The organism is Limnohabitans radicicola (genome assembly GCF_014837235.1).
Classification (GTDB): Bacteria; Pseudomonadota; Gammaproteobacteria; order Burkholderiales; family Burkholderiaceae_C; genus Limnohabitans_A; species Limnohabitans_A radicicola.
This window is the reverse complement of sequence record NZ_JACYFT010000001.1, coordinates 347325-358573: the sequence shown is the minus strand read 5'-3', so window position 1 is coordinate 358573 and position 11249 is coordinate 347325. Positions and strand designations below refer to the sequence as shown.

At 61.3% G+C, this 11249-nt stretch carries 14 protein-coding genes; 10 read left to right on the top strand and 4 right to left on the bottom strand.

Annotated elements, in window-relative coordinates:
- From folK to IC609_RS01765, 4 genes are all read left to right on the top strand, one after another.
- Positions 1-489, top strand: coding sequence for a 2-amino-4-hydroxy-6-hydroxymethyldihydropteridine diphosphokinase (folK, locus tag IC609_RS01780; RefSeq protein ID WP_191817738.1), 489 nt, complete (start codon positions 1-3; stop codon positions 487-489).
- Entirely contained in the window at positions 486-845 is a 360-nt protein-coding gene (locus IC609_RS01775) for a DMT family protein (protein WP_191817737.1), read from the top strand. Before folK ends, IC609_RS01775 begins: the two co-directional genes overlap by 4 nt.
- A 121-nt stretch (positions 846-966) precedes the next feature.
- Positions 967-1614 carry a DUF47 domain-containing protein gene (locus tag IC609_RS01770; protein WP_191817736.1) on the top strand — a complete coding sequence of 216 codons (648 nt, stop codon included), beginning with the start codon at positions 967-969 and terminating at the stop codon, positions 1612-1614.
- A 22-nt stretch (positions 1615-1636) separates the two neighbouring features.
- Complete coding sequence (locus IC609_RS01765) at positions 1637-2647, top strand: inorganic phosphate transporter (RefSeq protein ID WP_191817735.1); 1011 nt, start codon at positions 1637-1639, stop codon at positions 2645-2647.
- Positions 2648-2690: 43 nt separating this feature from the next.
- On the opposite strand, the gene IC609_RS01760 is transcribed toward IC609_RS01765, so the two are convergent.
- On the bottom strand, positions 2691-3137 hold the full coding sequence (locus IC609_RS01760) for a TM2 domain-containing protein (protein ID WP_191817734.1): 447 nt from the start codon (positions 3135-3137) through the stop codon (positions 2691-2693).
- Between the two features lie 8 nt (positions 3138-3145).
- Positions 3146-3667: a GNAT family N-acetyltransferase gene (locus IC609_RS01755; protein WP_191817733.1), complete on the bottom strand. Its 522-nt coding sequence runs from the start codon at positions 3665-3667 to the stop codon at positions 3146-3148.
- 136 nt (positions 3668-3803) lie between these two features.
- On the opposite strand from IC609_RS01755, the gene rpsP reads away from it, so the two are divergent.
- The 4 genes from rpsP (at position 3804) to rplS (ending at position 6020) form a co-directional block, all read left to right on the top strand.
- The gene (gene rpsP / locus IC609_RS01750; protein ID WP_191817732.1) at positions 3804-4055 is read left to right on the top strand and encodes a 30S ribosomal protein S16; all 252 of its coding nucleotides are present in this window, start codon (positions 3804-3806) and stop codon (positions 4053-4055) included.
- Positions 4056-4072: 17 nt separating this feature from the next.
- On the top strand, positions 4073-4687 hold the full coding sequence (rimM, locus tag IC609_RS01745) for a ribosome maturation factor RimM (RefSeq protein WP_191817731.1): 615 nt from the start codon (positions 4073-4075) through the stop codon (positions 4685-4687).
- A gap of 26 nt (positions 4688-4713) precedes the next feature.
- Positions 4714-5487, top strand: coding sequence for a tRNA (guanosine(37)-N1)-methyltransferase TrmD (trmD, locus tag IC609_RS01740; protein ID WP_191817730.1), 774 nt, complete (start codon positions 4714-4716; stop codon positions 5485-5487).
- Positions 5488-5636: 149 nt separating this feature from the next.
- Positions 5637-6020: a 50S ribosomal protein L19 gene (gene rplS / locus IC609_RS01735; RefSeq protein WP_191817729.1), complete on the top strand. Its 384-nt coding sequence runs from the start codon at positions 5637-5639 to the stop codon at positions 6018-6020.
- A 154-nt stretch (positions 6021-6174) separates the two neighbouring features.
- Here the strand turns inward: rplS and IC609_RS01730 are convergent, their stop codons facing one another.
- Both IC609_RS01730 and orn read right to left on the bottom strand, forming a co-directional pair.
- Positions 6175-8112: a DEAD/DEAH box helicase gene (locus tag IC609_RS01730; protein WP_191817728.1), complete on the bottom strand. Its 1938-nt coding sequence runs from the start codon at positions 8110-8112 to the stop codon at positions 6175-6177.
- A 256-nt stretch (positions 8113-8368) separates the two neighbouring features.
- The gene (gene orn / locus IC609_RS01725; protein ID WP_191817727.1) at positions 8369-8956 is read right to left on the bottom strand and encodes an oligoribonuclease; all 588 of its coding nucleotides are present in this window, start codon (positions 8954-8956) and stop codon (positions 8369-8371) included.
- 65 nt (positions 8957-9021) lie between these two features.
- Here orn and IC609_RS01720 point away from each other — a divergent pair, with 65 nt between their 5' ends.
- Both IC609_RS01720 and rsgA read left to right on the top strand, forming a co-directional pair.
- Positions 9022-10281: a M48 family metallopeptidase gene (locus tag IC609_RS01720; RefSeq protein ID WP_191817726.1), complete on the top strand. Its 1260-nt coding sequence runs from the start codon at positions 9022-9024 to the stop codon at positions 10279-10281.
- Positions 10278-11246 (top strand): ribosome small subunit-dependent GTPase A, encoded by a 969-nt coding sequence (gene rsgA / locus IC609_RS01715; RefSeq protein WP_191817725.1) that lies wholly within the window; start codon positions 10278-10280, stop codon positions 11244-11246. Before IC609_RS01720 ends, rsgA begins: the two co-directional genes overlap by 4 nt.
- Positions 11247-11249 lie beyond the last annotated feature (3 nt).

Here is an 11249-nt window from a genome sequence, read left to right as displayed (position 1 = left end):
ATGTCGCGCGAGCCGGTCACCGCCTTTGTGGCGCTCGGAGCCAACCTGGGTGATGCCCGGCAGGCGGTGCTGGATGCGCTGGGTGCCTTGAGCCGCTTGCCGAACACCTCGGTCACGGGGCGCTCGCGGTTGTACCGCACAGCGCCGCATGAGGCGTCAGGGCCAGACTTCATCAACGCGGTGGCCCGCGTGTCGACCCGCCTGACGGCTCCCCAGTTGCTCGATGCCTTGCAGGCGCTGGAGCTGCAGGCTGGGCGTGAACGACCCTATCTGAATGCCCCGCGCACCCTCGATTTGGATGTGTTGCTCTACGGCGATGCCCGCATCGACAGCCCGCGCCTGAGCGTGCCGCACCCGCGCATGTGGGGGCGGGCCTTTGTGCTCCACCCTCTGGCCGAGCTGGCGCCTGAGCGCATCCCCCTTGGAGGTCTCGCGGCGGTGGGCGAGCAGGCGATTGCGCCCTTGGCAGAAGCGGGAACCCCGACATGAGTTGGGGCCATTGGCCTGTGGGCTTGCAAACGGTGGTGCTGCTGCTGGCCAGCAATGTGTTCATGACCTTCGCCTGGTACGGTCACCTCAAGAGCCTGTCAATGGCCCCTTGGTACGTCGCGGCACTGGTGAGTTGGGGCATTGCCTTGTTCGAGTACCTGTTGCAGGTGCCAGCCAACCGCATTGGCTACGCCGAGTTCAATGTCGGGCAGCTCAAGATCATGCAGGAAGTCATTACCCTGACGGTCTTCGTTCCCTTTGCCATGTTCTACCTCAAGGAGCCCTTCAAACTGGACTATGTCTGGGCCGCTGTGTGCATGGTGGGGGCGGTTTATTTCATTTTTCGCAGTGCTTGAGGGCTGGTGCCTCGTTGACGGTGGTTTGCTTCGGCCAGTTTTCCGCGAAGACCCACCTTGGGGCGGTTAAACTCCCGCCTGTCACCGAACTGTCACTTTTCAAGTTCTCAGGAGTTCTCCCATGTTGTTTGGCAAGCTGCTGCCCAAAGAAGGCAATTTTTTCGAACTGTTCAACCAACATGCCGAGCGCATCGTGGATGCAGCCCGTGCGTTTTCCAACCTGGTGGCCAACTACGGTGACACCCACCTGCGTGAAAAATACAACCGCGATGTGGACAATGCCGAGCACGCGGCCGACCGTGTGACGCAGGAAGTCAACCGCCTGATCCACACCACTTTCATCACCCCGATCGACCGTGAGCAGATCCATGCGCTCATCAACCTGATGGACGATGTGGCTGACTTGATCCAGGACTCGGCCGAGACCATGGCGCTCTATGACGTGCGCCACATGACCGACGAGATCACGCGCCTGACCGATCTGTCGGTGCGTTGTTGCGAGCGCCTGCAGGACGCGGTCAAGCTCTTGCCCCGCATTGGTGAGCCCGCTGTGGCCGAGTCGGCTTTGAAAACCTGCGAAGAAATCGATCGCCTGGAGTCCGACGCCGATCGCGTGATGCGCAGCGCCATGAGCAAACTCTTCCGCGACGAGCCCGATGTGCGCGAAATCATCAAACTCAAGGCCATCTACGAACTGCTGGAAACCATCACCGACAAGTGCGAAGACGTGGCCAACCAGATCGAGGGCATCGTCCTCGAGAACTCCTGATCTGTAAGCGGAGTCCTGACACATGGAAACCGTACAAACCGCCCTGTGGGTGGTGATCCTGCTGGTGGCGCTGGCCTTGGCATTCGACTTCATGAACGGCTTTCATGATGCGGCCAACTCCATCGCCACCGTGGTCTCCACAGGCGTGCTCAAACCCACCCAGGCGGTGGTGTTTGCGGCCTTTTTCAACTTTGTGGCCATCTTCATCTTCCACCTCAGTGTGGCGGCCACCATCGGCAAGGGCATTGTCCAGCCCGGGGTGGTGGATGTGCATGTGGTCTTTGGCGCTTTGGTTGGGGCGATCACCTGGAACGTGATCACCTGGTACTACGGCATTCCCAGCAGTTCATCGCACGCCCTGATTGGCGGCATTGTGGGGGCAGTCATCGCCAAGGCCGGTGCTGGCGCCCTGGTGTCTGCCGGTATCCTCAAGACGGTGGCATTCATCTTTGTGTCGCCTTTGCTGGGCTTCACCTTGGGCTCTTTGATGATGGTGATCGTGGCGCAGATTTTCCGTCGCACACGCCCATCCAAGGTGGACAAATGGTTCCGTCGCTTGCAACTGGTCTCCGCGAGCGCCTACAGCTTGGGCCACGGCGGCAACGATGCACAAAAGACCATCGGCATCATCTGGTTGTTGTTGATTGCAACCGGTTATGCCTTGCCGGGTGACAAAGCACCGCCAACATGGACGGTGATTTCTTGCTACATGGCCATTGGCCTGGGCACCATGTTCGGTGGCTGGCGCATTGTGAAAACCATGGGCCAGAAGATCACCAAGCTCAAGCCCGTGGGTGGTTTTTGCGCTGAAACAGGTGGGGCCATGACGCTGTTCTTGGCGACCGCGCTGGGCATTCCGGTGTCGACCACGCACACCATCACCGGTGCGATTGTGGGTGTGGGCTCCACGCAGCGCGCCAGTGCCGTGCGTTGGGGGGTGGCGGGCAACATCGTCTGGGCTTGGGTGTTGACCATTCCAGCCAGTGCTTTTGTGGCCGCGATTTCCTACTGGGTCAGCTTCCAGATTTTCTGAAGCACCCACTGACCAGAACAAAGGCTCCTTCAAGGAGCCTTTTTCATTGGCTGATTTTTCGTGCTTCTTCGATCTGGTACTCGAAATACCGCTGAAAACTGAACGCCAGACTGGACATCAGCACGGCTGTGCCGATCAGCAGCGACACGGCAATGCCGCCCACGGTAAGCCAGTGGGTTTGTCCGGCAGGTGATTGGGCGGCTGCGCCCGGGTTGTGGCGGGCATTCCATTTTTCGGGCGACATCAGGCCGTACACGATGGCGTTGAGGCTGCAAGCGGCGATGGTAAAGCCCAGCAGGGGGATCAGCCACCAGCTGGCCTGGTCATCCAACCCATATTGCTGGACCCGCTCAATGCCATAAACCCCCAAGGCGGTGGGGATGGGCAGCAGCCAGCCCGTCATGTCGCCCAGGCCATAGAGGTAAAAACGGTGCAGTCCCAGCGGACCGCCGAAAAAGGTGAGCCAGGTGGCCAGGGTCTTGTTTTTCATGGCGTCGATTATTGCGGAGGACGGGTATCCCCTGTGCCCAGCACCTTTTCCATGAACACCATGTCCAGCCAGCGCTCGAACTTCCAGCCGCAGGAGGTGACCACCCCGGTGTGGGTGAAGCCCATGCTGCGGTGCACGCCAATGGAGCCCGCATTGGCCGAGTCCCCGATCACGGCGATCATTTTGCGGATCCCTGATCGCTCGGCCCGGGCGCACAGTTCGGCCAGCAATGCCCGGCCCAGGCCTTGGCGGTGGACGGTGGGGGCCATGTAGATCGAGTCTTCTGCTGAAAAGCGGAAAGCTGCCCTGGGGCGAAACCAGTTGCAATAAGCAAAGCCCACCACCTGCTGGTCCACTTCGACAACCAGGTAAGGCAGGCCTTTGGCCAACACATCGGCGCGGCGGGCGGCCATGTCGGATTCACTGGGGGGATCGATCTCGAACGTCCCCGTACCGGTCAGCACATGGTGGCGGTAAATGGCGGTGATGGCCGCCAAGTCTTCGTCGCGGCTGGGTCGGATCAAACTCATGCTTTCGGCTCCCGCTATAATGGTGGGCTTTTCAGTGTGTCACTGGCCGGGTGGCCAGTTGCGTGTCTCAAACGCTGGAAGAAATCGGGTGTCTCGGCAATTGTTCCGAAGAGACCCAACCACCCAAGGATAAATCATGGTTGTTATTCGTCTGAACCGCGGCGGCTCTAAAGCCCGTCCTTTCTTCAACATCGTCGTCGCCGACAAGCGCGTGCGTCGTGATGGCCGCTTCCTGGAGCGCATCGGTTTCTACAACCCCACCGCCCGTGGTGGCGAAGAAGGTCTGCGCATTGCACAAGATCGTCTGACCTACTGGAAGAGCGTTGGCGCTCAGGCTTCTCCCACCGTGGAACGCCTGGTTCGTCAAGCTGCCAAAGCCGCAGCCTGATCGCTCTGGCACTGGCCATGCGTCCTGCTTTGGAAACAGCTGCGTTGCCAGCTGACGCCATTGAAGTTGGGCGCATTGCCGATGCCTGGGGCATCAAAGGCTGGTTCAAGGTCTTGCCCCACAGCGCCTCGCCCGAGGCGCTTTTTTCTTCCAAGCGCTGGTTTTTGTTGCCGCCCGATCGGCCCATGAAACCCAGCCGAGTGGTCAACACTGCCTCCTCCCAAACGGCTCAGGCCTGGACAGAGCCTCTGGTGCTGCGCATCAGGGAGTCCAAAGACCATTCCGACACCATCGTGGCCTCTGCCCACGACATCGATGACCGCAACGCCGCAGAAGCCCTGCGCGGTGCCCGCATTTTTGTGCCCCGATCGAGTTTTCCGAGCGCAGGCGAAGGCGAGTACTACTGGGTGGACCTGATCGGTCTGCAGGTGGTCAACCGCGAAGGTCTGGACCTGGGTCAGGTGCGCGACCTGATGTCGACCGGACCGCAGACGGTGCTGGTGCTTGAAGCTGCACCCGAGACCGAAGGCGGCAAGCCCGTGGAGCGCATGATTCCCTTTGTGTCGGCTTTTGTGGATGGCGTGGACCTGCCCGCCAAACGCATCACCGTCGACTGGCAACCCGATTACTGACGGGCTGCGGCCGTGGAGGGCCATCCATGCGCTTTGACATCATCACGCTGTTTCCCGAGCTGTTTGCGCCTTTGCTGACCAGTGGCGTGACGCGCCGCGCCTACGACAGCCGCAGTGTCGATGTGCGGCTGTGGAACCCCCGCGATCACGCCGAAGGCAACTACCGTCGTGTGGACGACCGCCCGTTTGGCGGTGGCCCAGGCATGGTGATGCTGGCCGAGCCCCTGGAAAAATGCCTGCAGGCCATCCGCGCTGACCGCGCTGAGGCCGAGCCAGCGCCCTTGGTGCTGTTCTCTCCCATTGGCCAAAAACTGAACCATGCAGCGGTACAGGCCTGGTCCGGGAGTTCGGGGGCGGTGCTGCTGTGCGGTCGCTATGAAGGGGTGGATCAGCGCTTCATTGACCGCCATGTCACGGCCCAGATCAGCTTGGGCGACTTTGTGCTCTCGGGCGGTGAAATCGCGGCCATGGCTTTGCTCGATGCCGTGGCCCGTTTGCAGCCCGGTGTGCTCCACGATGAGGGTAGCCACCAGTTCGACAGCTTCAATCCGGCTCTGGACGGCTTGCTCGACAGCCCGCACTACACCCGCCCGGAAGTCTGGCAAGGGCAGGCCGTGCCCGAGGCCTTGCTGTCAGGGCACCATGCCAGGATCGAGCGCTGGCGACGTGAGCAAAGCCTGACGCTCAGCGCCCGTCATCGTCCCGAATTGTTGGTGCAAGCGCGTTCTGCGGGGGGCTTGAGCCCGGAGGACGAAGCCTTTTTGAGTCGCTTGCCCGCCAGTGGGCCAGCTGGAAACTGAAAAAAGCTATAATCCAAGGCTATCCCGGTCCTCTACCTGCCGCGATCCGGCCCCCGCAGTCTTGACTTGCGGATCTTGTCATTGATGCAATGACGCACGGAACGCCCCTAGTGCAGCAGGCATGAACGAGAGAAATGTCGGAGTTTCAAATGAACCTGATTCAAACCCTTGAGCAAGAAGAAATTGCTCGCCTTGGCAAAACCATCCCCGAGTTCGCCCCCGGCGACACCGTGATCGTGAACGTGAACGTGGTTGAAGGTAACCGCAAGCGCGTTCAGGCTTACGAAGGTGTGGTGATCGCCAAGCGCAATCGTGGCCTCAACAGCGGCTTCACCGTGCGCAAGATCTCCAGTGGCGAAGGTGTGGAACGTACATTCCAGACCTACAGCCCCTTGATCGCCAGCATCGAAGTCAAGCGTCGTGGTGACGTGCGCCGTGCCAAGCTGTACTACCTGCGCGATCGCAGCGGCAAGTCGGCACGTATCAAGGAAAAGCTGCCTCAGCGCAAAGTGGCTGCTGCCACTGCTGCATAAGCCTTCCTGGTACAAAGAAAACCGCCCACGGCGCAAGCCCGGGCGGTTTTTTTACGCCTGCCGTTTTCACAGCGAGCCCATGAAAAAACCGCTCAGGGCCGTGGGCCCGTGAGCGGTTGCAGGCCTGACATGGCGTGTCAGGCTCTGGGCTGGATCAGCCGCGTGTGATTTTCAGCACCTTGGCGCCAGCGCTGCGTTTGGCCGGGCCGCCCGCATTGTGGGGCTTGAAGCTGTTGGCACCAAACTGTTTGGGGCCACGGGGGGCGAACTTGTCACCGGTTGCGTTGCGAGGCGCGGGTCGTGCAGCACGGCTGTCACGCTCTTCCCAACGGCCGCCGCCGCGCGTGTCTTGGCGGGGCGGCGCGCCACGGCTCTCACCGCGTTCCCAAGGGGCACCTTGTGGGGCGCGAGGCTCAAAACGCGGCTCCTGGCGACCTTCGAAACGATCGCCCCGGCCACCTCCGTCCTTGCGTGGGTCAAAGCGGGGTTCGAAACGAGGCTGCTCGTCACGGAAGTTGTCGCGTGGGCCACGGTTGTCAAAGCGGTCGCCTTGGGGGCGGCCACGGCTGCCGAAACCGCGGTCGTTGAAGCCGCTGCGGTCAGCGTAGCCACCACGGTCGCCAAAGCCGCCACGCGCGGGTCCTTTGCCGAAGGGCTTGCGGGGAGCGTCAAAGCGCTGTTTGGGCTCCATGCCCGGAATCACTTCGGCCTTGAAGGGTTGGCGTGTGTAGGACTCGATGTCACCGATCTTGCGGCGGTCACGGATCTCGGCAAAAGTCACAGCAATGCCATCACGACCGGCGCGACCAGTGCGGCCAATGCGGTGGGTGTAGTCCTCGGCCTTCATGGGCAGGCCGAAGTTGAACACGTGGGTGATGGTGGGCACGTCGATGCCGCGAGCGGCCACATCGGTGGCCACCAGGATCTGGACCTGGCCATTGCGAAGGGCCATCAGACGTCGGTTGCGCATGCCTTGGCTCAGGGCGCCGTGCAGGGCGACAGCGGAGAAGCCGTCTTGCTGCAGGTCGGTGGCCAGGCCATCGCACTCGATCTGGGTGCTGGCGAAGACGATGGCTTGGTCAATCGTCGTGTCACGCAGCCAGTGGTCGAGCAATTGGCGCTTGTGTTGGGCGTTGTCGGCCCAGAACAGCACCTGCTTGATGTTGTTGTGCTTTTCTTGGGGGTTGTCGATCTGGATTTTCTGGACCGAAGAACCACCGTCGTGCATCACGCGCATGGCGAGTTGCTGAATGCGCGGTGCGAAGGTGGCACTGAACATCATGGTCTGGCGACGCTGGCTGGTCATGTCGTTGATGTCGGCCAGATCGTCCGAGAAGCCCAGGTCGAGCATGCGGTCGGCTTCGTCCACCACCAGGAACTGCACCTGGTCCAGCTTGATTTGCATGGAGCGCTGCAGGTCCAGCAAGCGGCCGGGCGTGGCCACCACCAGGTTGGCGTTTTGCAGCTTGGCGATTTGCAGCTGGTAAGGGATGCCGCCGACCACGTTGGCCACGCGCAGACCGCGTGTGTGCTTGACCAGCTCGATGGCGTCGTGCGCCACTTGCTGGGCCAGCTCGCGTGTGGGGCACAGGATCAGGGCCCCAGGCACAGCCGCTTTGAAGTTGCGGGGGTTGGTGGGGTCTTTGCGCTTGGCGCGCTTTGGCGCGGGCTCACCCTTGGCGGCGGCGTCAGCACAGGCTTGTTCAAACTCGGCGCGCTCGGCAGCCTCCTGCTCGGCCATTTGCTGGATCAGGGTGTGCAGCACGGGCAGCAAGAAGGCGGCGGTTTTGCCGCTGCCGGTTTGGCTCGAGACCATCAGGTCGCTGTAGCCATTGGATTGGCCGTCTTTGGAGCCGCCAGCGGTGGGCAAGGCCAACGGAATGGCGCGTTTTTGCACAGCGGTGGGCTGGGTGTAGCCCAGGTCTGCCACGGCTTGCACCAGTTCGGGCGCCAAGCCCAGTTCAACAAAGCCGTTGGGCACATCGGCAATGATGTCTTCGGCTGCAACGGCTTCAGAGGCCAGTTCGGTGGCGATGGAAAGGTTTTCGGCAGGCGACAGGTCGTCCTGCACTGTGATCAAAGTGTCGGTCATGTGTATCAATAAAACTCGCACGGAACAACGGCCGCAAAGGATTGCTTTGGCCGCAGGCACCGCAAGGTTGAAAAAACATCAACCATCAAACGGTGCTCGCGAGGGGCGCTGGGCGTGGAGCCTGGCCGCTGTGAGTGACCCTATCGGTGGGTCAAGGCATGAAGGGAGATGTGAGAAACGCAGCACTTGGCGTGCAGCGAAGCCTCAGATTATGGCATGGTTCAGGAAAAATGGCTAGGGTTTTCCCTGAAAACTTTCAAAGCTGGATGAAATGCTCGCGGTAATGCGCCAATTCGTCGATGGATTCATGCACATCGGCCAGCGCCGTGTGCTTTTGCTGCTTCTTGAAAGACGAATACACCTCGGGTTTCCAGCGGCGTGACAACTCCTTGAGGGTGCTCACATCGAGGTTGCGGTAGTGAAAGAACGCTTCGAGCCTGGGCATGAACTTCACCAGAAAGCGGCGATCCTGGCTGATGGTGTTGCCGCACAGGGGCGAAGCCCCCTTGGGCAAGTAGGTTTGGAGGAAATTGAGGATTTGCTCCTCGGCCTGGGCTTCGCTCACCGTGGAGGCCTTGACCTTGTCGATCAGGCCGCTTTTGCCATGGGTGCCTTTGTTCCAGGCATCCATTTTGTTCAGCAGTTCGTCGCTTTGGTGAATGACCAGCACTGGGCCTTCAATGCGGGGTGACAGGTGCGGGCCTGTGACGATCACGGCGATCTCCAGCAGGCGCTCTTTTTCGGGGTCGAGCCCTGTCATTTCGCAATCGATCCAGACCAGGTTCTGGTCGGATTTGGCCAATTCAGCGGTTTCAGGGGCGGGGGATGCATTCACTTCAGACATGGGGCCATTGTCGCCGATGACCGTGCAGGCGCTGGCCTGCGGAATCTGCCCTACACTTTGCGCCCATGAACGCGTCCCTGAATCTGACCCTCACGCTGGCGGTGGCCTTGGTGGCCCATGTGGCCCTCAAGCTCTGGCTCAACGCCCGGCAAGTGCACCATGTGGCGGCCCACCGGGGCGCGGTCCCGCAGGCCCATGCCCAGACGATCAGCCTGGCCGACCATCAGAAAGCGGCGGATTACACCCTGGCCAAGGCCAAACTCTCACAGATCGACATCGTGCTCGACGCAGCTGTGCTGGTGGGCTGGACCTTGCTGGGTGGGCTGGATGCGTTGAACCAGTTCTTGCTTGGACTCATGGGCCCGGGCATGGCGCAGCAAATTGCGTTGATCGTGGCGTTCATGGTGGTCGGCGGTGTGATCGGTCTGCCCCTGTCTCTGGTACAGACCTTTGGCGTGGAGCAGCGATTCGGTTTCAACAAGATGACCCCCGCGCTGTGGATCAGCGATCTGCTCAAGGGGCTGTTGCTGGGGGCTTTGCTGGGCTTGCCGCTGCTGTGGCTGGTGCTCTGGTTGATGGAAATGGGTGGAGACCGGTGGTGGCTCTGGGCCTGGTGTTCCTTGGTGGCATGGCAACTGTTCCTGATGGCCATTGCGCCCAACGTGATCATGCCGCTCTTCAATAAATTCACGCCACTTGAAGACGAAGCGCTCAAGGCGCGTGTTCAGTCCTTGATGCAACGCTCTGGCTTCAAGGCCAAAGGCTTTTTCGTGATGGACGGCAGCCGCCGCTCGGCGCACTCCAACGCTTTTTTCACGGGCTTCGGCGCCAGCAAGCGGGTGGTGTTCTTTGACACCTTGCTCAAACAGTTGAGCCCGGCTGAAATGGAAGCGGTGCTGGCCCACGAGCTGGGCCACTTCAAACACAAGCACATCCTCAAAATGATGGCGGTGAGCTTCACCACCACGCTGGCGGGGTTGGCCCTGCTGGGCTGGCTGGTCCAGCAGGTCTGGTTTTACACCGGACTGGGTGTGGTGCCGAGCATGGCGGGCAACAACAACGCGCTGGCCCTGGTGTTGTTCATGCTGGTGGTGCCCGTGTTCACATTCTTCCTGGCTCCGTTGAGTTCATGGCGCTCGCGCCAGCAAGAGTTTGAGGCCGATGCCTACGCAGTGGCGCAAACGCCGGGGGCCGATCTGGCGTCCGCCTTGCTCAAGCTCTACCAGGACAACGCGTCCACGCTGACGCCTGATCCGCTGTTTGTGAAGTTCTACTATTCTCATCCGCCCGCCAGCGAGCGTCTGGCCCGGATGAAGCCCGCATGAGCAAAGCCAAAGCGCGCGAGGCAGCGCCCACTGCAGACTTGCAAGCCGGCCTGGTGGTGGCCGCTTACGGGCGCCACAGCCTGGTGGAAACGCCCGACGGCCGCCGATTGATCTGCCACCCGCGTGGCAAGAAGAACCAGGCCGTGGTCGGCGATCAGGTGCTTTGGCAGGCGACGGGCGACGAGGGCAGCATTGAACGCCTGCAGGAACGCCGCAACCTGTTCTACCGTCAGGACGAAATCCGCACCAAATCCTTTGCCGCCAACCTGGACCGGGTTTTGATCTTGATCGCGGCCGAGCCCGAGTTCTCGGAAAGCCAGCTGTGCCGGGCCCTGGTGGCGGCCGAGGCTGAAAAAATCACCCCCATCATTGCGCTCAACAAAAGCGATTTGGCCGCGCCTTTTGCGCAGGCCTGGGAGCGGCTGGCTCCTTACCGTGCCATGGGTTACCTGGTCTTGCCTCTGAGCCTGAACCCGCGCTCGACGCTGACGCAAAGCGATGGTGTCGACGCCCTGTGCGCGCAGCTGCAAGGCCAGACCACGCTGGTGCTGGGCCCCTCAGGCAGCGGCAAGAGCACGCTGATCAACCGCCTGCTGCCTGACGCGCAAGTGGAGACCGGGGAAATTTCACAAGCGCTCAACTCGGGCAAGCACACCACCACCAACACGCGCTGGTACTGGGTGCCCGAGCTGGACCGGGCAGGGCAGCGCACCGCTTTGATCGATTCGCCGGGTTTTCAGGAGTTTGGCCTGAACCACATCGAGCCCACGCAGCTGGCCCAATGCATGCCCGATTTGCGCCAGTACCTGGGTCAATGCAAGTTCTACAACTGCACCCACCTGCATGAGCCGGGCTGCGCTGTGCTGGCCGAGGTCAGCACGGATGAAAAGACAGGCACCATCAGTGCTCGGCGCCACCGCATTTACGCGCAGCTGTTTGAAGAGTTGGGCCAGCAGCGCTGGTGAGCT